This window comes from Aliihoeflea sp. 2WW (assembly GCF_000497755.1).
Taxonomy (GTDB): Bacteria; Pseudomonadota; Alphaproteobacteria; order Rhizobiales; family Rhizobiaceae; genus Aliihoeflea.
In genome coordinates this window covers 1-23,321 of record NZ_AYOD01000031.1, presented here as the reverse complement: position 1 = coordinate 23,321, position 23,321 = coordinate 1, and the positions used below count along the sequence as shown (strand labels likewise).

The window sequence follows — 23,321 nt, the reverse complement described above, 5'->3', positions numbered from 1 at the left end:
GATCTCCCCCCTTGAGGGGGAGATGTCCGGCAGGACAGAGGGGGGTGCGACAGAGCAGAAACTTTCAACACCCATCACCACACCCTCTCCACCAACGCATTGAATCCAATCCGATAAACCAGCTCCGCCGGCTCCTCGACTTCCCACACCGCCAGCTCCGCCCGCTTGCCGACCTCCACCGTCCCGATCTCGCCACCAAGCCCCAGCGCCAGCGCCGCATTGCGAGTCATCCCCGCCAGCGCCTCCTCCGGCGTCAGCCGAAACAGCGTCGCCGCCATGTTCATCGCCAGAAGCGGCGAGGCGAGCGGCGACGAGCCCGGATTGCAATCCGTCGCCACGGCAATCGCAACGCCGGCCGCCCGCAGCGTACCCACCGGCGGCATCTGCTTTTCACGCAACGTATAGAATGCCCCCGGCAGCAGCACCGCGACGGTTCCCGCCGCTGCCATAGCCGCCACCCCATCTGCGCCGAGATATTCGAGATGATCGGCTGACAGCGCACCATGCTCCGCCGCAAGCTTGGCCCCGCCGAGATCCGACAGTTGTTCTGCGTGCAGCTTCACCGGCAGGCCGAGCGCTGCGGCCTTCTCGAACACGCGCGCGATCTGCGCGGGGCTGAAGGCGATGCCCTCGCAGAACCCGTCCACCGCGTCGATTAGGCCTTCCTCCGCGCCGGCTTCCATGCCCGGCAGCACGACTTCGTCGATATAGGCATCAGCGCGGCCCTTGTATTCCGCCGGCACGGCATGGGCGGCGAGCCAGCTCGTCTTCACCCGCACGTCGCGCAGCCGGCCAAGCTCGCGCGCCGCGCGCAGCATTTTCAACTCGTCCTCGATCGTCAGCCCGTAGCCGGACTTGATCTCGACCGTGCCGACGCCCTCGGCCAGCATCGCGTCGAGCCGCGGCAGCGCCGCTTCCACCAGCTCGTCCTGCGTCAGCTCCCGCGTCGCGGCCACGGTCGAAACGATGCCGCCGCCCGCCCGCGCGATCTCCTCATAGGTCGCGCCCTCCAGCCGCATCTCGAATTCGCGCGCGCGGTTGCCGCCGAAGACGAGATGCGTGTGGCAGTCGATCAGCGCCGGCGTGACGAGGCGCCCGCCCAGATCGCGCGTCTCGTATTCGTCGAACGCTTCCTCGAAATCCTCGACCGGCCCCGCATAGGCGATCCGCCCGTCGGCAATGGCCACAGCGCCGTCCTCGACCAGCCCATAGGGCCGATCGGCCGTCATGGCGGCGAGCCTGAGATTGGTGAGAAGCGTTCGGGTCATCGCTATCCGCTTGCGCAAATTCAAATCCGCGTTTACGCTATTATGTATAGACATATTATGTCAATCGGGATTCGCCATGGTCGCCATTTTCGCCGAAACCGCGCTCCTTCCCTCGGGCTGGAGCGCCGATGTCCGGGTCGCGATTGATGCCGGCGGGCAGATCGAAAGCGTCGAGCAGGGCGCGGCGCGGGGCGCGGGCGACACGGTCGTGCCGGTGCTCCTTCCGGCACTGTCGAACCTCCACAGCCATACCTTTCAGCGCGCCATGGCCGGCCTTGCCGAGCGGCGCGGGCCGACGGGCCGGGACAGTTTCTGGACATGGCGCGAGATCATGTACCGCTTCCTCGACCTCCTCGATCCCGACGATATCGAGGCCATCGCCGCCTTCGCCTTCATGGAAATGCAGGAGGCCGGCTTCTCAGCCGTCGCCGAGTTCCACTACCTGCACAACCGACCCGGCGGCGCGCCCTACGCAGATCGGGGCGAACTCGCGGCCCGCATCGCGGCGGCCGCGGACGCCACCGGCATCGGCCTGACGCTCCTTCCCGTCCACTATGCCCAGGGCGGCGTCGACGGACGGCCGCTGAAGGGCGGCCAGTTGCGCTTTGCCAACGATCTCGACAGTTTCGGCGACCTCGTCGCCCGCTGCGAAGCCATCGTCGGCAACGCGTCCGCCGACTCCCATATCGGCCTCGCGCCGCATTCGCTCCGCGCCGTCCCGATCTCCGATCTCGCCGAACTCGCCGGCTGGAAGCCAAACCTTCCGCTCCACATGCACATCGCCGAGCAGGAAGCAGAACTTGCCGAGACGCAGGACATTCTCGGTGCCCGCCCGATGGAATGGCTTCTCGCCAACCACGACGTGACGCAGCGCTGGTGCCTCATTCATTGCACGCACATGAACCCGGAAGAGACCACGGCGCTCGCCCGCACGCGCGCCGTCGCGGGCCTCTGCCCGGTCACCGAAGCCAATCTCGGCGACGGAATCTTCGATGGCGACCGCTATGTCGAGAAAGGCGGCCAACTCGGCATCGGCTCGGATTCCAACATCGCCATCTCGACCATCGGCGAGTTGCGCCAGCTCGACTATTCGCAGCGCCTGCGCGACCGCGCGCGTGTCGTCCTTGCCGAGCCCGGCGGTTCGGCCGGCCGCAAGCTTCACGACCTCGCATCGGCGGGCGGCGCGCAAGCGCTGGGCCGTGTTGCAGGGAGCATCGAGATCGGAAAATGGGCCGATCTCGTCGCCATCGACCCGGCCCGTGCGGGCCTCCACGGCCTCACCGGTGACATGGTGCTCGACGCCTACGTCTTCGCCGGCTCGCAAGCCTGCGTCACCGATCTCTGGTCGGCCGGCCGACATATGATAAGGGACGGCTGGCACGTCGCGCGCGACGCGATCGCCGCCCGCTACAAAACCCGCCTGACCTCGATCATGGACCGTCTGTGACCACTGCCCGCTCCTCATACCGCGCCATCCGCGACGAGATTTCGCGGCGCATCGCCAGCCGCGTCTGGCTGCCCGGCGCGCTCATTCCAGGCGAGGAAGCGCTGTCGGTGGAATTCGGCGCGGCCCGCGCGACGGTCAACCGGGCGCTGCGCGAACTGGCCGAAGCCGGCCTCATCGAGCGCCGCCGCAAGGCCGGCACCCGCGTCGCGCTTCATCCCGTCCGCGAGGCGCGCTTCGTCATTCCGCTCGTCCGCCAAGAGATCGAGGCGCGGGGTGCGGCCTATCAGTACCGGCTCCTCTCCAGCGAAACCATCAAGGCCCCCGCGCTCATCCGCGCCCGTCTCGGCCTGGCCGCGGAAGCCCAGCTTCGCCATGTCCGCGCGCTACATCTTGCCGACCGCCAGCCCTACCAGTTCGAGGATCGCTACATCGTGCTGGAAACCGTACCCGCCGCGAAAAACGCCGACTTCACAGCCATCGGCCCGAATGAATGGCTGGTCGAATCCGCGCCCTTCACCCATGCCGAATTCACCTTCCACGCCGACAGTGCCAGCGCGGAATCTGAACTGCTGAACGTCGAAAAAGGCGCGCCCGTCTTCGTCGGCGAGCGCATCACCTGGCTCGGCGAAAGGCCGATCACGCTGGTCCGCATGATCCACCCTTCGACCTACCGAATGGTGACGAAGCTTTAGGCCGGCACCCGCCGCCAGGCATAGGCGGGCGCATCGACAGGCTTGTCGGACGCCTTCGCTGCCGGCTGATAGTAAACACCGAGCCCGCCCGGCCGTCCGGCTTCGAGCCTTGCCAGCGTCGGCCCGTTCGTCACTTCGAGTTCGTCGAAGCCCGTGCGCAGCATGTGGTTGACGAGATCGATCAAGACGTCGCCATGTGCCCGGATCGTGCCCGTGAACCCATGCCGGCTGCGCAGCAATTCCGCCTTCGAGAACGACCGCCCGTCATTATAGGCCGGGAAGCCGAGCGAGATCAGCGACAGCCGGTCGAGATTCGGAACGATCGCGTCGATGCTCTCGCCCGGCGCCAGATGCACGCCGAGCGGGCCGGCATTCGTTCCCGCCTCGATTGCCGCCAGAAAGGCGTCGAGCGGCAGGATCACATGGTCGCCCGCCGGCGTCTCGGCGTCGCCGCGCGTCCATGCATCGTCGATGAAGCCCGCCTGCGTCCACAGGCGCGTCACGTTTTCTTCGCTCATCAGGCGGCCTTCGCTTCCGCGCCGTAGAGCGCCTGCTTGAACGGTGCTGCGCCGACGCGGCGATAGGCGGCGAGGAAGTCTTCCGCCTTGTCGGTCCGCAGCGCCAGATAGGTTTCGACCACGGTCTCGATCGCGTCGGTGATTTCCTCGGCGGTGAAGCCGCGGCCGACGATCTCGCCGATCGACGTATTCTCGTCGCCCGAGCCGCCGAGCGTGATCTGGTAGAGCTCGGTGCCCTTCTTCTCGACGCCCAGAATGCCGATATGGCCGACATGATGGTGGCCGCAGGCATTGATGCAGCCGGAAATCTTCAGCTTCAGTTCGCCGATCTCCTCCTGCCGCGCCTGGCTGCCGAAGCGGTTCGAAATCTCCTGCGCGACCGAGATAGAGCGCGCATTGGCGAGCGCGCAATAGTCGAGGCCGGGGCAGGCGATGATATCGGTGACGAGGCCGGCGTTGGCGGTCGCAAGCCCGATCGCTTCCAGCCGCTTGTAGATTTCCTTCAAATCCGCCCGCGCGACATGCGGAAGGATCAGATTCTGCTCGTGGCTGACGCGGATTTCGTCGAAGGCCAGTTCCTCGGCGAGGTCGGCCACCGCATCCATCTGCGCGTCGGTCGCATCGCCCGGCACCTCGCCGATGCCCTTCAGCGAGATCGTCACCGAGGCATAATCGGGGTTCTTGTGCGGGTTGACGTTGCGCTTCACCCAGCTCGCAAAGGCCGGGTTCGCCAGCTTCGCGCTCGCCTCGACGACCATGCCTTCCGGTCGGTCGGGCAGAGCCGGCGGCGCGAAATAGCGCTCGATCGCGTCGATGTCGGCCTGCGGCAGCTTCAGCTCGCCATTGCGGATTTCAGCGAACTCCGCCTCGATCTGGCGGGTCAGCTCTTCCGTTCCCGTCTCATGCACGAGGATCTTGATGCGCGCCTTGTACTTGTTGTCGCGCCGTCCGTTGAGGTTGTAGACCCGCAGGATCGCGGTCGTGTAGGTCAACAGATCCTCTTCGGGCAGGAAGTCGCGCACCTTCTTGGCGATGAGCGGCGTGCGCCCCTGTCCACCGCCGACATAGACGGCAAAACCCAGTTCGCCGGCCGCGTTCTTCTTCAGATGCAGCCCGATGTCGTGAACCTGGATCGCTGCCCGGTCGCGCTCGGCGCCCGTCACCGCGATCTTGAACTTGCGCGGCAGGAACGAGAACTCCGGATGCACCGACGACCACTGGCGCAGGATCTCTGCATAAGGCCGCGGATCAGCCACTTCATCCGAAGCAGCGCCCGCGAAATGGTCGGCGGTCACGTTGCGAATGCAGTTTCCCGACGTCTGCAGCGCGTGCATCTCGACGGATGCCAGATCGGCCAGGATCTGCGGAATGTCGGAGAGCGCCGGCCAGTTGAACTGCAGATTCTGCCGCGTCGTGAAGTGGCCATAGCCCTTGTCATAGGTGCGCGCGATATGCGCCAGCATCCGAAGCTGCTTCGACGAGAGCGTGCCATAGGGAATGGCGATCCGCAGCATATAGGCGTGGAGCTGGAGATAGACGCCGTTCATCAGCCTGAGCGGCTTGAACTGGTCCTCGGTCAACTCGCCGGCAAGCCGCCGTTCCACCTGGTCGGCGAACTCGGCGGTGCGGGCCTTCACGAACTGGTGGTCGAACTCGTCGTAGCGGTACATGAAATCCTCGTTCGATCAGGCGGCGATCGAGATACCAGAGCGCCGCGCGCCCTCTTCGGCGTGCAAAGGACGCTCTGCACCGGGAAATGCCCGAGCCTGCTTGCCGAGATCGGTGCGGTTGGTGGGGCCGGCGGCGCGGATGCGCTCGCGCAGGCGCTTCGGCCAGATGCGGCCGTCGACGAGGTCGATGTCGACGAGCGCGAGGTCGACGACCTCGTTCTTGCAGAGCGCCGCCTTGCCGGCGCGTTCCAGCTTTTCCTCGGTCGCCGCATCGCGCGCGATTTCGGCCACGTCGATCGTCTCGGCCCAGCTATGGTCGGCGCACAGCCACACGGCCTCGCCATCGGTCAGCCGGTTTGCGGTCAGGATCTTCATCGCGAAATCTCCTCTTGGAATGCCGGCGCCCTGTGGAGCGCGGTCGAACGGGTGAAATTGGCGCCGGCGACGGCGTCGCCGATGATGGTCATGACCGGGCCGGTCAGGTCGGTGCGCGCCTGCAGCGAGGGCAGGTCTGCGAGCGTGCCGTGGAAGAGGCGCTTGGCTTCGAGGCTCGCATTCTCGACGACGGCGACGGCCGTGTCCGGCGACAGCCCCGCCGCGATCAGCCGCTCGGCGACTTCTGCGGCGATCGAACGGCCCATATAGACCGCGACGGTGGCGCCATCGATGGCAAGCCGCGCCCAGTCGGGCAGCGTCGCGCCCTTCAGGTCGTGCCCGGTGGTGAACACCATCGAGGAAGAGACCCCGCGCAATGTCAGCGGCAGTTCGAAATCGGCTGCGGCCGCGAACGCCGCGGTCACGCCCGGCACGACTTCATAGGATATGCCGGCCTCGCGCAGCGCGGCCATCTCCTCGCCCGCGCGGCCGAACACCAGTGGATCGCCGGATTTCAGCCTGACGACGCGCTTGCCGGCGCGTCCGAGTTCCACCAGCAGCGCATTGATCTCGCTCTGGGTCTTCGAATGGCAGCCCTTGCGCTTGCCGGCCGCGATCCGCTCGGCATCGCGCCGGCCCATGGCGATCACGGCCTCTGGCACCAGCGCGTCGTGGACGATCACGTCGGCTTCCATTAGCAGGCGATGCGCGCGCAGCGTCAGCAAGTCTTCCGCGCCCGGCCCGGCGCCGACCAGCGCGACATGACCCGGCACGGCGCCCCGCTCACGCAAAAGCTGCGAAGCCGTCCGCCGCGCCGACGAAACATCGCCGGCATCGACATTGCGCGCGGTTTCGCCCGTAAAAAATTCCTTCCAGAAGCGCCGCCGCGCGACGCCCTTCGGCAAGAGCTTTTCGACTGCATCGCGATAGCTGGCGGCAAGCTGCGCCAGGACGCCGAGCTGCGGGCTCAGCATCTGGTCGATCCGCGCACGGATCATCTGCGCCAGAACGGGTCCCGCACCTTCCGTGCCGATCGCGATCGCGACCGGCGCGCGGTTGACCAGCGCCGGGGTGAAGAAGTCGCAAAGCTCCGGGCGGTCGACGGCATTGACCGCGATCTTCATCGACCGCGCATCTGCAACCACCGCCGCATCGCGGTCCAGTTCGCCGGTCGCGGCAAACACGAGCGCGGCATCCGTGATCAGCGCCGGCTCATAGGCGTGCCGCACGATCGCAACGCCGTTCGCCTCTGCCCATTCGGCAAGTTCCGCCTCGGGCGCTGCCGAAATCACGCGCAGTTGCGCGCTCGACTGCGTCATCAGCCGCGCCTTGGCCAGCGCCTCGTCGCCATCGCCGACGATCACGACGACGCGCCCCTCGACCTTGGCGAAGATCGGGAAGGCGTTCAGGCGTGCGGGCGCGATGCTGGGATTGGATGTCGACATGGCCGCATTGTCGCCGAAGCGTCCGTCGCGGGTAAGAAATCGCGTCGTGCGCGTCTGCTGCAGAAACAATCGCTTTTCGGCAGATCGGCGGGTGAGGAGAAAATTATTCCCATGCCATGGGCAGGAACGTCGGGTCGCCGTGTCGCGTTCGGTTGATGAAACCAGCCCGAAAGGAGAGTTTCATGACCGGTCTCAAGATCGAACACGACGCCTGGGTCATCGTCGCCGATGGCGAGAAGGCCCTGTTCCTGCGCAACGAGGGTGATGCGCTCTATCCGAACCTGCAGGTTTTCCGGCAGATGAACGACGACAACCCGCCGACCCGGGAGCAGGGCACCGACCGCCCGGGCCGCATGCCCGACGCGGGGCCCAACCACCGTTCTGCGGTTCAGGAGACCGACTGGCATCGCATCGAAAAGGAGCGGTTCGCGGCGGAGATCGCCGAACGTCTCTACAAGCTCGCCCATCGCCACGAGTTCAAGAAGCTGATCGTCGTCGCCCCGCCGACGGTGCTCGGCGACATGCGCAAGGAATTTCACAAGGAAGTGTCGGACCGCATCATCGCCGAAGTGCCCAAGACGCTGACCAACCATCCGGTCGACGAAATCGAAAAGCACCTCGCGGCGGCCTGACGCGCCTCGCGAAAAAGCCCGCGGCACGTTCGTGTCGCGGGCTTTTGTATCTTGGTGTCGGCGCTCGGGAAGTCCGTTCAGACGACCTGTTCGACCTGCTGCACTTCCGGCACGAAATGCCGAAGCAGGTTCTGGATGCCGTGCTTCAGCGTCGCCGTCGAAGACGGGCAGCCGGCGCAGGCGCCCTTCATGTGCAGGAACACGGTGCCGTTCTCGTAGCCGCGGAAGGTGATGTCGCCGCCGTCCTGCGCCACGGCAGGCCGCACGCGGGTGTCGAGCAGTTCCTTGATGGTAACGACGATTTCCTCGTCGGCCGCATCGTAGAATTCCTCGCCCTCGGCCGCCTCGTCGGCGCGCGCCTGCGAACCCGTCGCCATGACCGGCTGGCCGGACATGAAGTGCTCCATGATCGTGCCGAGAATGGCAGGCTTCAGATGCTGCCAGTCGGCGCCGTCCTTGGAGACGGTGATGAAGTCGTAGCCGAAGAAGACGCCGGTAACCCCCGGCACCTCGAACAGCCGGCCGGCAAGCGGCGAGGCCTCGGCGGCGCTCGCCCCATCGCGGAAATCGGCGGTGCCCTCTTCGAGCACGACCTTGCCCGGCAGGAATTTCAGGGTCGCCGGATTGGGTGTGGCTTCCGTCTGGATGAACATGACCGGGTCTCCGCTGTCGCGTAATTCTGGAATTATTCTAAAAATAGAGACTCACACAGGCGATTGCAACATCGTCTGCGCTGGCAATTTTGCGGCGCAGGGTAGTGCAAGGTCGGGCTTGGGACTAGTCGAAAACGGCTGATTTCGAGAACCGGAGCGGAGCGTACATCAGTACGTGAGCACCGGAAGCGCAGAAAGCTGCCGTTTGCAGGCCGTCCCGGGCCCGAGATTGCGCTACGCTATGGCCTCGATGTCTTCGTCGGACAGTGAACTCGGGACGACCGTGACGGGGATCGGGAAGGCCGCACCCTTGCCGGCGATCGAGGCAACCAGCGGGCCCGGCCCCTCCTTCGCGTTGGAGGCGGCGAGGACGAGAATCGCGATGTCCTGGTCTTCCTCGATCAGCGCGTGGATTTCGTCGGCCGCCTTGCCTTCGCGGATGACGAGCTCGGGCTCGAGCCCGAGTTCCTGGCGCACCTTGCCCGCCTGAAGGTCGAGGGCGGAGCTTGCGGTCGCCTGCGCCTCCTCGCGCATGATCTGCTCGACGCCGAGCCAGTGCTGGACTTCGCCAGGCTCGATGACGAAGAGCAGCAGCAATGCCCCCCCGGTCGTCTGCGCGCGCCGCGCGGCATAGGCGATCGCCCGCTCGCATTCGGGCGTGTCGTCGACGATCGCCAGGAACTTGCGGCGGTGGCCGGCTTCGCGGCTGAGGCGTTTGGATACCATGTCGGCTCCCGGGTGTGAGTCGCGTGCAATCTGCCAGCCGGCCGCAGCACCGGCAAGCTGGATGCGTCAGCTATCGAGAAAGCCGATGATCCTGCGCACATCCTTCATCGTCGCCTCGGCGAGCGCGCCGGCCCGTTCGCCGCCGTCGCGCAGGACGCCGTCGACATAGGCGCGATCATCCGAAATGCGGCGCATCTCGGCCGAGATCGGCGCCAGCTTCTCGACCGCGAGATCGGCGAGCGCCGGCTTGAAGGCCGAGAATTGCTGGCCGCCGAAATCGGCGATCACGGTCTCGCGCGTCGTTCCGGCGAGCGCGGCGTAGATGCCGACGAGGTTTTCGGCTTCCGGCCGTCCCTTCAGCCCTTCCACCTCGCCCGGCAGCGCGTCCGGGTCGGTCTTGGCCTTGCGGATCTTCTTCGAGATCGTGTCGGCGTCGTCGGTCAGATTGATGCGCGAGAGGTCCGATGGGTCGGATTTCGACATCTTCTTGGTGCCGTCGCGAAGGCTCATGACGCGCGTCGCCGGTCCCTCGATCAGCGGCTCCGTCAGCGGGAAAAAGCCGTTGACCTTCTCGTCGCCGCTCATCATCTCCACGCCGACGCCCAGATCGGCAATCCGGGCGGAAAAGTCGTTGTTGAACTTGGTCGCGATGTCGCGCGTCAGTTCCAGATGCTGCTTCTGGTCGTCGCCCACGGGCACATGCGTTGCGCGATAGACGAGGATGTCCGCCGCCATCAGGCTCGGATAGGCGAGGAGGCCGAGCGAGGCGTTCTCGCGGTCCTTGCCGGCCTTGTCCTTGAACTGCGTCATGCGGTTCATCCAGCCGATGCGCGCCACGCAGTTGAACACCCAGGCGAGTTCGGCATGCTGCATCACCCGGCTCTGGTTGAAGACGATGTGCTTCTTCGGGTCGATGCCGGAGGCGAGGAATGCCGCCGTGATCGAACGCGTCTGCTCGGCAAGGTCGGCATGGACGAGCTGCGCCGTGATCGAGTGCATGTCGACGACGCAATAGATGCAGTCGTGGCTGTCCTGCAGCGCGACGAATTTCGTCAGCGCGCCGAGATAGTTGCCGAGATGGAGATTGCCGGTCGGCTGGACGCCGGAAAAGACGAGAGGCTTGAAGTCGGTCATGGATTTTCCAAGGCTGGTGGAGGGCCGATCTGGCAGGAAAGAATTAGGGTGCATTGATATTCAGGTCTGCGCGAGCCGAAAATGGCAGATTTCGAGAACCGGAGCGGAATGCACATTTGGTACATGAGCACCGGAAGCGCAGAAAGCTGGCATTTGCAGGCCGCTCAGGCCTGAATATCAATGCACCCTGGGCGGGCTGATAGCCCGGCGTTACTCCGGGTTCAAGGTGTCGGGCTCGGGCGTCTTCGGCCCGCGCCGCACCGCGCGCTTCACGGTGGCGATATCGGCGCCGCCGGTGGCAAAGGCGAGCGCGAAATAGAGCGCTCCGCCGCCGCCGCACAGCGCGCCCAGCGCCAGCACCTGTTCGGCGAGCGAGGACGAAGGTTGCAGCCAGGGCGACAGCCAGCCGGCGGCAAACCAGAGCGCGACGCCCATCACGAGCGCAGCCGCCACCAGGCGCGGCAAGCGCTTCACCAGCGTCCGGTCGGTGCCCCAATGGCCGCGCTTCACCAGCGTTCCCAAAAGCAGCGCCGCGTTGATCCAGGCCGAGACGGCGGACGCCACCGCAATCCCCGGCGCGCCCATGCGCGGCAGAAGGGTGAGCGCCAGCGAAATGTTGGTCACCACCGAGATCGCGGCAAAGATCATCGGCGTGCGCGTGTCCTCGCGGGCGAAGAAGCCTGGCCGGAACGCCTGGATCAGCACATAGGCCGGCAGCCCCAGCCCGAAAATGGCGAGGATGGCAGCGACCATCGGCGTCGCGTTCATCTCGGCGAACTGCCCGCGCTCGTAAAGGACGCGGATGATCGGCTCGGCGATGACGAACAGCGCGACCGCCGCCGGCAGCGTCAGGAACAGGGAGAACTCGACCGAGCGGTTCTGCAAATTCGCCGCCTCGCGGTCGTTGCCGGCCTTCAGCGCGCGCGCGAGCTCGGGCAGGAGCACGATCGCGACCGCGATGCCGACGACGCCGAGCGGTAATTGATAGACCCGGTCCGCCATGGCGAGCGAGGCGACCGCCGAGGCCTGGGTCGAGGCGATGGCCGTGCCGACCAGCGTGTTGATCTGCGTGATCCCGCCGGTGATCGCGGCGGGAAAGGCGAGCCAGAGCAGGCGCTTGACGTTGGGCGTCATGCGCGGCCGCTTGAAGCCGACCGAGATGCCGGCATGGCGCACCGCCGCCCAGACGATGGCAAGCTGCACGAGGCCCGACGCCAGCACGCCCCAGGCAAGCCCGTACCCGACCTCGCGCCCGTCATGACCCTGCCACCAGGCATAGCCGAGCACCCCGATCAGGATGATGTTCAGGAAGACGGGCGCGATCGCCGCCGCGAAATAGCGGCGCAGCGAATTCAGCATCCCCGCCATCATCGCCCCGAGCGACATGCACATCAGATAAGGAAACATGATCCAGGCGAGGTTCACCGTCAGGTCGAACTTTTCCGGATCGCCGGTGAAACCCGGCGCGATGATCGTCGAGACCAAGAGCGGCATCGAAAGCTGCATCAGGATCGTCAGCACGATCAGCGCGGAGAAGAGAACGCCGAAAACTTCCTCCGCAAAGCGCCGCGCGCCGTTCATGCCGTTCGCCTCGATCTCCTTGGAGAAGAGCGGCACGAAGGCGGCGTTGAACGCGCCCTCGGCGAAGAGCCGGCGAAACGTGTTGGGAAACTGGAAGGCGGCATAGAACGCGTCCGCGATCGGCCCGGTGCCAAGCGCCGCCGCCATCAGCATCTCGCGCGTAAAGCCGAGCACCCGGCTCGCCATCGTTCCCGACGCGACAGTCGCGAATTTGCGCACGAGGCTCATGCAGCCACCACTATTCGGCCGCCTGCTTCGGATGATCCGCCGTCTCGCCGCCGAGCGTCTCGATCAGCCGCTTGCGGATCGTGGCGAGCCGCGTCGGGTTCTCGATCTTGGCCCCCGTCAGATCGGTCACATAGAACGTATCGATCACCTTCTCGCCGAACGTCGTGATGTGCGCCGACGCGATGTCGAGCGAGAGGTCCGAGATCGCTCCGGTGATCTCCGACAAGAGCCCCGGCCGGTCGAGGCACTTCACCTCGATCACCGAAAACCGGTTCGACAGCGCGTTGCGCACGTCGGCGCGCGGCTCCAGCCGGAAAGTCTTCGAACCGCGCTTCGGCTTGGCGCGCTTTTCGATGATCTCCGGCAGCCAGCTCTTGCCCGAAAGCACGTCCTCGATCAGCCCGCCGACGCGCCTTGCGCGGCGCAGCTCGTCCTCGTCGCGGTCGAACTCGCGCGAGATCAGGATCGTGTCGAGCGCGCGCCCGTCGGTCGTCGTGAAGATCTGCGCATCGACGATATTCGCACCCGCCGCAGCGCACGCGCCCGCGATCACCGAGAGCAGGCGCGGATGATCCGGCGACAGGATGGTGATCTCGGTCACCGCCTCGAATTCATGCGTCTTCACCGCCGTCGCCAGCTTGCGCCCGGCGGCATCCGCCTCGCGAATGAAGCCGGCATGGCGGAGCTGGTCGGCCAGATCGACGGTCAGCAGATAATTGTCGTAGTGGAGTGCCACATAACGGCGCCCCTCTTCCGGCGACCAGTCGGTGAGCGCATCGGCCAATTGCCCGCGCGCGATCTCGGCCCGCTTGGCGCGCGAGACCTCGGAGAAGCCGCCCGTCAGCAAAAGCTCGGTTTCGTAATAGAGCGTGCGCAGAAGCTGGCCCTTCCACCCGTTCCACACGCCCGGCCCAACGCCGCGGATATCGCAGACGGTCAGGATCAACAGCAGCTTCAGCCGCTCGACCGACTGCACCACGTCACCGAAATCCTGGATCGTCTTGCGGTCATTCAAATCGCGCGTCTGCGCCGTCATCGACATGACGAGGTGGTTCTCGACCAGCCAGGCGATCGTCTCGGTATCGGCGGCGGAAAAGCCCATATGGGGACAAAGCCGGCGGGCAATGCGCGCGCCTGCCGTCGAGTGGTCCTCCGGCCGGCCCTTGGCGATGTCGTGCAGCAGCACCGCGGCATAGAGCACTTCGCGCCGCCGCTTCAGGTCCGGGATGAGCGCGTGCGACAGCGGATGGATGTCCGCCCCATCGCCGCGCTCGATCTCCGAAAGGACGCCGATACAACGAATCAGGTGCTCGTCCACCGTGTAGTGGTGGTACATGTTGAACTGCATCATCGCCACGATCTTGCGGAACTCGGGGATGAGCTTGCCGAGGACGCCGGCCTCGTTCATCCGGCGCAAATTCAGCTCCGGATTTCGGCTCGACGTCAGGATGTCCATGAAAAGGCGGTTCGCCTCCTCGTCGCGGCGCAGGTTCCGGTCGATCAGCTTGAGCGAGCGCGTGACGAGCTTCAGCGCCTCGGGGTGATATTCCAGCCCGTGCCGGTCGGCGAGCCAGAAGAGCCGGATCAGGTTCACCGGATCGCGCACGAACACATCCGCATCGATGACGTTGATGCGGTGATTGTCGGTGACGAAGTCGCTGGTGCCCGCAAGCTTGCGGCGCCGGCGCGAGAAGTTGAGGAAGATGCGGTTGAAGCCGGGAACGTGCTTGGCCTGCTCCTCTTCCAGCGCGGCGCAGAAGATGCGGGTCAGATCGCCCACCGTCTTCGCCATCAGGAAGTAGTGCTTCATGAAGCGCTCGACGGCCGAGAGCCCCGGATGGCTTGTGTAGCCGAGCCGTTCGGCGATCTCGCGCTGGATGTCGAAATGCAGCCGCTCCTCGGCCCGCGCCGTCAGGAAATGCATGTGGCAGCGCACGGCCCAGAGGAAATCCTCCGCCTTGCGGAATTCCAGATATTCGCGCCGGGTGAAGACGCCCTTGCCGACCAGTTCCTCGGCGGTGCGCACACGGTAGAAATACTTGCCGATCCAGAACAGCGTGTGAAGGTCGCGCAGCCCGCCCTTGCCCTCCTTGACGTTGGGCTCGACGAGATAGCGCGTGTCGCCGCCCTTGGCGTGGCGCTCATCGCGTTCGGCAAGCTTGGCCTGCACATATTCGGCGCCGGTATCCTTGACGACCTCCTCGTCGAAGCGCTCCACAAGCCCGTCGAAAAGCGCCTCGTCGCCCCACACATACCGCGCCTCGAGGATCGAGGTCCGGATCGTCACGTCGGTGCGCGAAAGACGCATGCACTCGTCGGTGTTGCGCGTCGCGTGGCCGACCTTCAGCCCCAGATCCCACAGCATGTAGAGAATGTATTCCGCCACCTTCTCGGCCCACGGCGTCTGCTTGGCCGGCAGCAGGAAGAGAAGATCGATGTCCGAGCCCGGCGCCAGCGTCCCGCGTCCGTAACCGCCGACCGCAATCACCGCCATGCGCTCGGCCGCGCTTTTCGGGCGATGCACATGAGCGACCGCGAAGTCGTAGAGCGCGCGGATGATCTCGTCCATGAGGTGCGACAGACGCTCCGCGCAGGCGGTGCCACCGCCATCCTCCATCAGCATCGCCTCGGCCACGGCGCGACCTTGCGCCATCCGATCCTTGAGAAGCTGGACGACGTCCTTGGGCGCGCGATCGACGCCGTCCGCGCCGACGAGCGCGGCCATGTCGCGGCGCAGTTTCGCGGCGTCGACGATCTCGTCCAGTCTCAGGGGAATCTTGGCCATCGGGCAGGCTCGTTCATTGTGCGGTGCACTTCTACCCCGTTTCGCGCGACCCCGCTACAGCCGCTTGCCCGCCCGCTCCTTCAGCCGGTAGAGCGTTTCCAGCGCCTCGCGCGGCGTCATGTCGTCGGGCCGGATACCGGCCAGTTCCTTGGCAAGACCATCGCTCGCAGCGGGCTTCGGCTCGGCGCGCCTTGCTGCGACGGAAAACAGCGGCAGATCGTCGACGAGCTTCGCCGCCTTGCCGCTCGTCTCGCCTTCCTCGAGTTGCCCCAGCACCGCTCGCGCCCGCGCGACGACCGCATCGGGCAGGCCCGCGAGCTTTGCCACCTGCACGCCATAGGAGCGGTCCGCCGCGCCCTTGCCGACCTCGTGCAGGAAGACGACATCGCCCTCCCACTCCTTCACCTTCATGGTGACGTTGGCGAGGCGTGGAAGCTTGCCCGACAGCGCCGTCATCTCGTGGAAATGGGTGGCGAAGACCGCCCGGCAGCCATTCTTCTCGTGCAGATACTCGACCGCCGCCCAGGCGATCGACAGGCCGTCAAAGGTCGAGGTGCCGCGTCCGATCTCGTCGAGGATAACCAGGGCCCGCTCGCCCGCCTGGTTGAGGATCGCCGCCGTCTCGACCATCTCGACCATGAAGGTCGAGCGCCCCCGCGCAAGATCGTCCGACGCACCGACGCGGGAAAAGAGCCGGTCGACGACGCCGATATATGCCTTTCGCGCCGGCACGAAGGAACCCATCTGCGCGAGGATCGCGATCAGCGCGTTCTGGCGCAGGAATGTCGATTTACCGCCCATGTTCGGCCCGGTCAAAAGCCAGATCGCGCCACGCTTCTCGCCATCGACGGGCGAAAGATCGCAATCATTCGCCACGAACGGATCGGCGATCTGCCGGCGCAGCGCCTGCTCGACAACCGGATGTCGCCCACCCTCGATCGCGAAGGCGAGGCCGTCATCGACCTGCGGGCGCGCATAGTTTTCCTGCTCGGCAAGCACGGCCAGCGACGTCGCGACGTCGAGCGCCGCCAGCGCACCCGCGCCTTTTCGCAGCGCATCCGCATGACCGACGATCTCCGCTAGTAGCCGGTCGAAGATTCCAAGCTCGATCTGCAGCGCGCGGTCGGCGGCGTTGGCGATCTTGGTTTCGAGCTCGGCCAGTTCCGTCGTCGTGAACCGCATCGCGTTCGCCATGGTCTGGCGGTGGATGAAGCGCGCCTTGGCCGCATCGCTCTCCGTCAGCGCGCCGCTGTTTTGCGCCGTCACCTCGATATAGTAGCCGAGCACGTTGTTGTGCCGGATCTTCAAAGCGCGAATGCCCGTCTCCTCGACCAGGTCGCGCTCCATCCCCGCGATCACCCGCCGCGTGTCGTCGCGCAGCGCCCGCATCTGGTCGAGTTCGCCATCATATGCCTTGGCGACGAAGCCGCCGTCGCGCTTCAAGAGCGGCAGCTCGTCCGAAAGAGCTGCGCCAAGATGCGACGCGAGCGACAGCGGCAGCGAGGACAGCGCTTCGCAGGCCTCCACCAGTTCAGCCGGCAGCATCGCCGATTGCAGCAGTTCGGCCGCCTGCCGCGCGGCGTCCAGCCCGGCGCGCAGCGCGCCCATGTCGCGCGGTCCGCCCCGGTTGAGCGCGAGGCGCGAGAGCGCGCGTGGCATGTCCGGCGCGCCCTTCAACACCGTCCGCAAACCTTCGCAAAGCCGCGGCTCGGCAATCAGGAACGAAATCGCATCGAGCCGGGCGTTGATCGCGACCGGATCGGTCAGCGGCGACATCAGCCGATCGGCTAGGAGCCGCGCCCCGCCGCCCGTCACAGTCCGGTCGATCGCCTTCAGGAGCGAGCCCTCGCGGCTACCGGACAGCGTCTTCAGGAGTTCGAGATTCGCCCGCGTCGCCGCGTCGATGAAGAGGCTCGTCCCCTCTTCCTCGCGCTCGGGAAAGCCGAGCGGCGGGCGCTCGGAAATCTGCGTCTTTTCCACATAGGCGATCGCGCCTGCGATGGCGGAGAGTTCGGCTCGGCTGAACTCGCCGAAACTGTCCGGCGTCGCGACCTCGTAAAAGCGCGCGATGCGCCCCGTCGCGGCGGACGAATCGAACAGGATCGCCGGCTGCGGATTGGCGAGCCGTCCGATGACGTCGAAGGTCGGGCGCAGTTCGGGCTCGTGGAACACCGCGTCGGCGAGGATAAGTTCGCGCGGATCGACGCGCAGGATGTCGGTTAAAAGTCGTTCGGCATTCGTGCGGCAGACGCGAAACGAGCCGGTCGATATGTCGATCCACGCCAGCGCCAGCTCATCGACACCCTTGGTGCGTCCCAGCGCCATCAAATAGCTCGCCTCGCTCGGCGCGAGCAGCTTTTCCTCGGTGATCGTGCCGGGCGTGACGAGCCGCACCACGTCGCGCTTCACCACCGATTTCGAGCCGCGCTTCTTCGCCTCGGCCGGGTCCTCGACCTGCTCGCACACCGCGACGCGGTAGCCTTGTCCGATCAGCTTCTGCAGGTAGTCGTCGGCGGCGTGGACGGGCACGCCGCACATCGGAATGTCCTCGCCCTGATGCTTGCCGCGCTTGGTCAGCGTGATGCCGAGCGCCCGCGCGGCGATCTCCGCATCGTGGAAGAACAATTCGTAGAAATCGCCCATGCGATAAAACAGCAGCGCATCCGGGTTCGCCGCCTTGATCTCGATGAACTGCTCGATCATCGGCGTCCCGCCGCCCGCCTGCGGCACCTGGTTCAACACGGCCGAGCCCCCGCGAGGCAGCAGAACACGCGCGGCAATGACGAGACTGATCTCCCCCCTTGAGGAGATGGCCGGCAGGCCAGAGGGGGGTGCGACAGAACGCTCCCAAATCCGATTGGCATCAGTTTCACTAGGCTACCGCTTTTTCCGTTTCATCCTGCTTGGCGCTTTACGCTTGCGGAGTGTAGCCTTAATCCGAAACGCTCCACAAAAAGACGCGCCCCGGGGGGAAATTCCGCATCATGCCCAAGAACCAGAAATCCGAGTCCGGTCCCTCCGTCAGCCCGCAGGAAGCGCTCGACTTCCACGCGCAGGGACGGCCCGGCAAGCTGGAGATCAATCCGACCAAGCCGATGGCGACGCAGCGCGACCTGTCGCTGGCCTATTCGCCGGGCGTCGCCGTACCGGTCAAGGCCATCGCCGAGGACCCCTCCCGCGCCTTCGACTACACGACGCGCGGCAACATGGTCGCCGTCATCTCCAACGGCACCGCCATCCTCGGCCTCGGCAATCTGGGCGCGCTCGCCTCCAAGCCAGTCATGGAAGGCAAGGCCGTCCTCTTCAAGCGCTTCGCCGATGTCGATTCCNCGTCAAGCTTCTCGGTCCCTCCTTCGGCGGCATCAACCTCGAAGACATCAAGGCGCCCGAATGCTTCATCATCGAGCAGCGCCTGCGCGAATTGATGGACATTCCCGTCTTCCATGACGACCAGCACGGCACCGCCATCATCGCGGTCGCCGGCCTCATCAACGCGCTGCATCTGACCGGCCGTGACATGGCCAACACGAGGCTCGTCTGCAACGGCGCCGGCGCAGCCGGCATCGCCTGCATCGAGCTCGTCAAGTCGATGGGCTTCGCGCCGCAGAACGTCATCCTGTGCGATACCAAGGGCGTCGTCTACCAGGGGCGTGAGGAAGGCATGAACCAGTGGAAGTCGGCCCATGCGGTCAAGACCGACGCCCGCTCGCTCGCCCAGGCGCTCGATGGTGCCGACGTCTTCTTTGGCCTTTCGGCCAAGGGCGCGCTGACGCCGGCCATGGTCCAGTCGATGGCGAAGAACCCGATCATCTTCGCCATGGCCAATCCCGATCCGGAGATCACGCCGGAGGAAGTCGCCGAAATCCGCACCGACGCGATCATGGCGACCGGGCGCTCCGACTATCCTAACCAGGTCAATAACGTCCTCGGTTTCCCCTATATTTTCCGGGGTGCACTGGATGTCCGCGCGACCACCATCAACGACGACATGAAGGTCGCGGCCGCGCAGGCGCTCGCCGATCTCGCCCGCCAGGACGTGCCCGACGACGTCGCCGCCGCCTATCAGGGCATGCGGCCGAAATTCGGCCCGAACTACATCATCCCGGTGCCGTTCGACCCGCGGCTGATCTCGGCGATCCCCGCCGCCGTCGCCCGCGCGGCGATGGATTCCGGCGTCGCCCGCAAGCCGATCCTCAACCTCGAAAAATACCAGCAGGAGCTTTCCGCCCGGCGCGACCCCATCGCCTCGACGCTCCAGCGCATCTACGACCGCGTGCGCCGCCAGCCCAAGCGCATCGTCTTCGCCGAGGGCGAGGAGGAGCAGGTCATGCGCGCCGCCGTCTCCTACGCCAACCAGAAGCTCGGCACCGCGATCCTGCTTGGCCGCGAGGAGCGGATGCAGGAGACCGCGCGCAACGCCGGCGTCGATCTGAACCGGCCCGGCATCGAGATCATCAATGCGCGCCTGTCGCGCCGCAACGGCATCTACGCCGACTATCTCTACGAGCGCCTGCAGCGGAAGGGCTACCTTTTCCGCGACGCGCAGCGCATGATCAACAACGACCGCAACCATTTCGCCGCCGCCATGGTCGCGCTGGGCGATGCCGACGGCATGGTGACGGGCGTCACGCGCAACTATTCCACTGTGCTCGACGACGTGAAGAAGACCATGGACGCGCGGCCGGGTCACCGGGTCATCGGCGTCTCCATCGCCCTTTGCCGCGGCCGCACCGTCATCGTCGCCGACACCGCCGTCCACGACATGCCGAACGCCATCGAGCTTGCCGACATCGCCGAGGAAGCGGCCGGTTTCGCGCGGCGCATGGGCTATGAGCCGCGCGTCGCCATGCTGGCCTATTCCACCTTCGGCCATCCGCCCGGCGAGCGCTCGGAGCGCGTCCAGGAGGCGGTCAAGATCCTCGACAAGCGCCGCGTCGATTTCGAATATGACGGCGAAATGGCCGCCGACGTCGCGCTCAATCCCAAGCTGATGGCGCAATATCCGTTCTGCCGCCTGTCGGGCCCGGCCAACGTCCTCGTCATGCCGGCCTTCCACTCCGCCTCCATCTCCACCAAGATGCTGCAGGAACTGGGCGGCTGCACCGTCATCGGACCGTTGCTCGTCGGGCTTAACAAGCCGGTGCAGATCGTCTCGCTCAACGCCAAGGATTCCGACATCGTCAACATGGCGGCCATCGCCGCCTATTCGTCGCAAAGTTGACGGCAGCGGGGAACATGGCGGTCGGGCGTGCATTGTCGTTTGCTAATTCACGCCGCCGCCGACCGGGAGACCCGCCTTGTTCGTGATCTTCGCCGCGCTGACGCTCTTCCTCGTCGTGGCGAGCGTCCTGCCGTTCTTCCCCTTCTCGCACGGCATCGTGCGGGTCGGGGATTTTCCGCGCCAGCAATTCCTGGCGCTGGCGGCAGCGCTGCTCCTCGTCTCGATCTTCGTCGGCGGCGAAGAGACAGGCTGGCGTGTCATCCAGATGGCGCTTGCCGCCGTCGTCGCGATCCAGGCGCCGCACATCCTGCGCTTCACCCCGCTCTGGCGCAGGCAGACCGCCGACGCGCAATCATCGGACGAGGGCGAGCGCATTCGCCTCGTCTCGTCCAACGTCAAGATGTCGAACACCCACTATCGCGAGCTCGCCGACGAGATCGCTGCGGTCGATCCGGACATCCTGGTCCTGATGGAAGTCGACGACAATTGGCGCGCCGGCGTCGCCGATCTCCTCGCCCGCTACGACCATGTCGCGGACGCCGCCCGAGACAATTCCTACGGCATGATCGTCGCCTCGAAATTCCCGTTCGAAAGTCACGACATCGATGAACTCCTGACCGAAGGCGTGCCGTCCGTCATCGCCACCATCCGCACGCCGAAGGGCAATCGCTTCCGAGCCTACTTCATCCATCCCGAGCCGCCCGTTCCCCATCGCGGCACCGAAGGGCGTGATGGCGAGACGGCGCTGGTCGCGCTCAAGGTCAAGGACGAGAAGCTGCCGGTCATGGTGACCGGCGACCTCAACGACGTCGCCTGGTCGGTGACGACGGAGCGCTTCCGCAAGATCTCCGGCCTGCTCGACCCGCGCATCGGCCGGCGCATCTTCTCCACCTTCGACGCCCGCTTCCCGCTCCTGCGCTGGCCGCTCGACCATCTCTTCCACTCGGCCGAATTCCGGCTGATCGACATGAAGCGGCTGAAGCCCTGCGGCTCGGACCATTTTCCCGTCTGTTTCGAACTTCTCTTCTGTCGCTCGAAAAATGCCGAATCGGAGCCCGAAGCCGCCGATGGCGACGACATCGCCGAGGCGCGCGAAGTGGTCGAGGAAGCGCGCGCCCGCGACGAGGAGGCGATCGGTACGGATTGGGAAAAGTGACCGGCGGCCCATTCGCGCCGTCAATGCGCGTCAGGCCAGTCCGCGTTCCGTGGCGGCCTGTTTCAGGCTCAGCATCGGCCGCGGCCCGATCTGCTGGATGACGAGCCCGGCCGCGAGCGAGCCGAGCTTGCCGCAATCGGCAAGCGAACGCCCGGTCGTGTATCCGTGCAGGAAGCCGGCGGCATAAAGATCGCCGGCGCCCGTCGTGTCCACCAGTTCGGCGATCTCGATCGCCTCGACCATCTCCCGCTCGCCGCCCCGCAGCACCACCGAGCCCTTCTCCGACCGGGTGACGATCGCAAGCTTGCAATCCTGCGCGATGGCCTCGAGCCCCGCCTCGAAGGACGAGGTCTGGTAGAGCGATTTCAGTTCGCTCTCGTTCGAAAAGACGATGTCGACCGTGCCCGAGCGCATCAAATCGAGGAACTCGTCGCGGTAACGGTCGACGCAGAAGGAATCCGACAGCGTCATCGCGACCTCGCGGCCCGCCTTGTGCGCGTGCTCGGCGGTCAGGCGGATCGCCTCCTTGGCGCGCGGCGGGTCCCACAGATAGCCTTCGAAATAGGTGACCTTGGCGCCCGCAGCCTTCTCGGCCTCGACGTCCTCGGGCCCAAGCTCGACGCAGGCGCCGAGATAGGTGTTCATCGAGCGCTCGCCATCCGGCGTCACGAAGATCATCGACCGCGCGGTCGGCGGCGTGCCGGCGAGCGGCGCGGTGTCGAAGGCGACACCCTGCGCGCGGATGTCGTGTGCGTAGATCGTGCCGAGATGGTCCGCCGAAACCTTGCCGAAGAACGCCGCGCGCCCGCCGAAGCTGGCGACACCCGCCGCCGTGTTGCCGGCGCTGCCGCCCGAAGCCTCGATTGCCGGGCCCATGCGCGAATAGAGATGCTCGGCGCGCTCGGCGTCGATCAGGTTCATCGCGCCCTTGATGATCTCGTTGTCGCGCAGGAAGTCGTCGTCGCAGCGGGCAATGATGTCAACGATCGCATTGCCGATGCAAAGCACGTCATACTGCGTCATCGAGGTCTCCGGTCGCTCGTCATGTCGGGGGAACGGGCTCCGTTTAGCGGCATCGTCGCCAAAGTGCAAACGCCTTGCCGCCGGCCCGTCCGCCTCCTACTTGGCGGATAACAGCATAGGGGCGCCGCCATCATGATCTTCACCGCCGCGCGGCGCGCCGCCGCNCCGCCAATCTGACCGAGCCGGAATTCCGCTCGACCTTCTGGAAATCGATCGGCCTGACAATCCTGTTCCTGATCGGGCTCTGGTTCGCCCTGCGCTACCTGTTCGAATGGCTGTTCTGGCCGTGGCTGGTCATGATGGCGCCGGACCTGCCGGGCTGGGCCGACGCCTGGGCGTCGTGGTTCGGCGTCTTCGCAGGGGTCGCCGCCGGCATCGGGCTTGCGGCCGGCTTGGCCCTCTTGATCGCCCCCATCACGGCGATCATCGCCGGCATGTTCCTCGACGATGTCGCCGAGATCGTCGAGACCCGCGACTATCCGCAGGACCGGCCCGGAACCGCCGTCCCGCTGGTGCGCGCCGCCGTCCTGTCGCTGAAATTCTTCGGCATCGTCATCCTCGGCAACCTCCTGGCGCTGATGCTGCTCCTGGTGCCGGGCGTCAACCTGATCGCCTTCTTCGCCGTCAACGGCTATCTGCTCGGCCGCGAATTCTTCGAGTTCGCCGCCATGCGGTTCCGCTCCGAGGAAGACGCAAAAGCCCTCCGCCGCCGCCATTCCGGCACGGTCCTGATGGCCGGCCTCGTGATCGCCGCCTTCCTGGCGATC

General features: G+C 66.0%; 17 protein-coding genes and 1 pseudogene. 6 read left to right on the top strand and 12 right to left on the bottom strand.

Going from position 1 to position 23,321, the window contains the following annotated elements; translation table 11 throughout:
• Nucleotides 1-74: 74 nt before the first annotated feature.
• Nucleotides 75-1,268, bottom strand: a complete 1,194-nt coding sequence (gene hutI, locus ALII_RS0113840; protein ID WP_029660537.1) for an imidazolonepropionase — start codon at nucleotides 1,266-1,268, stop codon at nucleotides 75-77.
• A gap of 76 nt (nucleotides 1,269-1,344) precedes the next feature.
• Here hutI and ALII_RS0113835 point away from each other — a divergent pair, with 76 nt between their 5' ends.
• Together ALII_RS0113835 and ALII_RS0113830 are read left to right on the top strand one after the other, a co-directional pair.
• The gene (locus ALII_RS0113835; RefSeq protein WP_024587903.1) at nucleotides 1,345-2,715 is read left to right on the top strand and encodes a formimidoylglutamate deiminase; all 1,371 of its coding nucleotides are present in this window, start codon (nucleotides 1,345-1,347) and stop codon (nucleotides 2,713-2,715) included.
• The gene (locus ALII_RS0113830) at nucleotides 2,712-3,407 is read left to right on the top strand and encodes a GntR family transcriptional regulator (protein WP_024587902.1); all 696 of its coding nucleotides are present in this window, start codon (nucleotides 2,712-2,714) and stop codon (nucleotides 3,405-3,407) included. The genes ALII_RS0113835 and ALII_RS0113830 overlap by 4 nt, the downstream gene beginning before the upstream one ends.
• Here the strand turns inward: ALII_RS0113830 and ALII_RS0113825 are convergent.
• The 4 genes from ALII_RS0113825 to cysG are packed head-to-tail and all read right to left on the bottom strand — an operon-like array spanning nucleotide 3,404 to nucleotide 7,415.
• Complete coding sequence (locus tag ALII_RS0113825) at nucleotides 3,404-3,925, bottom strand: DUF934 domain-containing protein (RefSeq protein ID WP_024587901.1); 522 nt, start codon at nucleotides 3,923-3,925, stop codon at nucleotides 3,404-3,406. The genes ALII_RS0113830 and ALII_RS0113825 overlap by 4 nt on opposite strands.
• On the bottom strand, nucleotides 3,925-5,595 hold the full coding sequence (locus tag ALII_RS0113820; RefSeq protein ID WP_024587900.1) for a nitrite/sulfite reductase: 1,671 nt from the start codon (nucleotides 5,593-5,595) through the stop codon (nucleotides 3,925-3,927). The genes ALII_RS0113825 and ALII_RS0113820 overlap by 1 nt, the downstream gene beginning before the upstream one ends.
• A gap of 15 nt (nucleotides 5,596-5,610) precedes the next feature.
• Nucleotides 5,611-5,970 (bottom strand): DUF2849 domain-containing protein, encoded by a 360-nt coding sequence (locus ALII_RS0113815; protein WP_024587899.1) that lies wholly within the window; start codon nucleotides 5,968-5,970, stop codon nucleotides 5,611-5,613.
• The gene (gene cysG, locus ALII_RS0113810; protein ID WP_029660535.1) at nucleotides 5,967-7,415 is read right to left on the bottom strand and encodes a siroheme synthase CysG; all 1,449 of its coding nucleotides are present in this window, start codon (nucleotides 7,413-7,415) and stop codon (nucleotides 5,967-5,969) included. Before cysG ends, ALII_RS0113815 begins: the two co-directional genes overlap by 4 nt.
• A gap of 182 nt (nucleotides 7,416-7,597) precedes the next feature.
• Between cysG and ALII_RS0113805 the strand changes: the two genes are divergently transcribed.
• A complete protein-coding gene (locus tag ALII_RS0113805) occupies nucleotides 7,598-8,047 on the top strand; it encodes a host attachment family protein (RefSeq protein WP_024587897.1) in 450 nt (149 codons plus the stop codon).
• A 77-nt stretch (nucleotides 8,048-8,124) separates the two neighbouring features.
• Here the strand turns inward: ALII_RS0113805 and ALII_RS0113800 are convergent, their stop codons facing one another.
• The 6 genes from ALII_RS0113800 to mutS form a co-directional block, all read right to left on the bottom strand.
• Complete coding sequence (locus ALII_RS0113800; RefSeq protein WP_024587896.1) at nucleotides 8,125-8,700, bottom strand: NifU family protein; 576 nt, start codon at nucleotides 8,698-8,700, stop codon at nucleotides 8,125-8,127.
• A gap of 234 nt (nucleotides 8,701-8,934) precedes the next feature.
• Nucleotides 8,935-9,426, bottom strand: coding sequence for a universal stress protein (locus ALII_RS0113795; protein ID WP_024587895.1), 492 nt, complete (start codon nucleotides 9,424-9,426; stop codon nucleotides 8,935-8,937).
• A 66-nt stretch (nucleotides 9,427-9,492) separates the two neighbouring features.
• A complete protein-coding gene (gene trpS / locus ALII_RS0113790) occupies nucleotides 9,493-10,560 on the bottom strand; it encodes a tryptophan--tRNA ligase (protein ID WP_024587894.1) in 1,068 nt (355 codons plus the stop codon).
• A 210-nt stretch (nucleotides 10,561-10,770) separates the two neighbouring features.
• A complete protein-coding gene (murJ, locus tag ALII_RS0113785) occupies nucleotides 10,771-12,369 on the bottom strand; it encodes a murein biosynthesis integral membrane protein MurJ (protein ID WP_024587893.1) in 1,599 nt (532 codons plus the stop codon).
• A 10-nt stretch (nucleotides 12,370-12,379) separates the two neighbouring features.
• Nucleotides 12,380-15,154 carry a [protein-PII] uridylyltransferase gene (locus ALII_RS0113780; RefSeq protein ID WP_024587892.1) on the bottom strand — a complete coding sequence of 925 codons (2,775 nt, stop codon included), beginning with the start codon at nucleotides 15,152-15,154 and terminating at the stop codon, nucleotides 12,380-12,382.
• Between the two features lie 54 nt (nucleotides 15,155-15,208).
• Nucleotides 15,209-17,857, bottom strand: a complete 2,649-nt coding sequence (gene mutS / locus ALII_RS0113775) for a DNA mismatch repair protein MutS (protein WP_035449954.1) — start codon at nucleotides 17,855-17,857, stop codon at nucleotides 15,209-15,211.
• 281 nt (nucleotides 17,858-18,138) lie between these two features.
• Here mutS and ALII_RS21300 point away from each other — a divergent pair.
• Nucleotides 18,139-20,375, top strand: a pseudogene (locus tag ALII_RS21300) (NADP-dependent malic enzyme).
• Nucleotides 20,376-20,457: 82 nt separating this feature from the next.
• On the top strand, nucleotides 20,458-21,531 hold the full coding sequence (locus ALII_RS0113765; RefSeq protein ID WP_244437437.1) for an endonuclease/exonuclease/phosphatase family protein: 1,074 nt from the start codon (nucleotides 20,458-20,460) through the stop codon (nucleotides 21,529-21,531).
• 30 nt (nucleotides 21,532-21,561) lie between these two features.
• Here the strand turns inward: ALII_RS0113765 and ALII_RS0113760 are convergent, their stop codons facing one another.
• The gene (locus ALII_RS0113760) at nucleotides 21,562-22,554 is read right to left on the bottom strand and encodes an adenosine kinase (RefSeq protein WP_024587889.1); all 993 of its coding nucleotides are present in this window, start codon (nucleotides 22,552-22,554) and stop codon (nucleotides 21,562-21,564) included.
• A gap of 173 nt (nucleotides 22,555-22,727) precedes the next feature.
• Here ALII_RS0113760 and ALII_RS0113755 point away from each other — a divergent pair.
• On the top strand, nucleotides 22,728-23,321 hold a 594-nt coding region (locus tag ALII_RS0113755; protein ID WP_081718999.1), incomplete at its 3' end, for a sulfate transporter family protein.

Excerpts from the sequence above, each read along its gene's own strand:
- hutI (WP_029660537.1), bottom strand. The coding sequence starts at position 1,268 with ATGACCCGAACGCTTCTCACCAATCTCAGGCTCGCCGCCATGACGGCC.
- ALII_RS0113835 (WP_024587903.1), top strand. The coding sequence starts at position 1,345 with ATGGTCGCCATTTTCGCCGAAACCGCGCTCCTTCCCTCGGGCTGGAGC.
- ALII_RS0113825 (WP_024587901.1), bottom strand. The coding sequence starts at position 3,925 with ATGAGCGAAGAAAACGTGACGCGCCTGTGGACGCAGGCGGGCTTCATC.
- ALII_RS0113820 (WP_024587900.1), bottom strand. The coding sequence starts at position 5,595 with ATGTACCGCTACGACGAGTTCGACCACCAGTTCGTGAAGGCCCGCACC.
- ALII_RS0113815 (WP_024587899.1), bottom strand. The coding sequence starts at position 5,970 with ATGAAGATCCTGACCGCAAACCGGCTGACCGATGGCGAGGCCGTGTGG.
- cysG (WP_029660535.1), bottom strand. The coding sequence starts at position 7,415 with ATGTCGACATCCAATCCCAGCATCGCGCCCGCACGCCTGAACGCCTTC.
- ALII_RS0113805 (WP_024587897.1), top strand. The coding sequence starts at position 7,598 with ATGACCGGTCTCAAGATCGAACACGACGCCTGGGTCATCGTCGCCGAT.
- ALII_RS0113800 (WP_024587896.1), bottom strand. The coding sequence starts at position 8,700 with ATGTTCATCCAGACGGAAGCCACACCCAATCCGGCGACCCTGAAATTC.
- ALII_RS0113795 (WP_024587895.1), bottom strand. The coding sequence starts at position 9,426 with ATGGTATCCAAACGCCTCAGCCGCGAAGCCGGCCACCGCCGCAAGTTC.
- trpS (WP_024587894.1), bottom strand. The coding sequence starts at position 10,560 with ATGACCGACTTCAAGCCTCTCGTCTTTTCCGGCGTCCAGCCGACCGGC.
- murJ (WP_024587893.1), bottom strand. The coding sequence starts at position 12,369 with ATGAGCCTCGTGCGCAAATTCGCGACTGTCGCGTCGGGAACGATGGCG.
- ALII_RS0113780 (WP_024587892.1), bottom strand. The coding sequence starts at position 15,154 with ATGGCCAAGATTCCCCTGAGACTGGACGAGATCGTCGACGCCGCGAAA.
- mutS (WP_035449954.1), bottom strand. The coding sequence starts at position 17,857 with ATGATCGAGCAGTTCATCGAGATCAAGGCGGCGAACCCGGATGCGCTG.
- ALII_RS0113760 (WP_024587889.1), bottom strand. The coding sequence starts at position 22,554 with ATGACGCAGTATGACGTGCTTTGCATCGGCAATGCGATCGTTGACATC.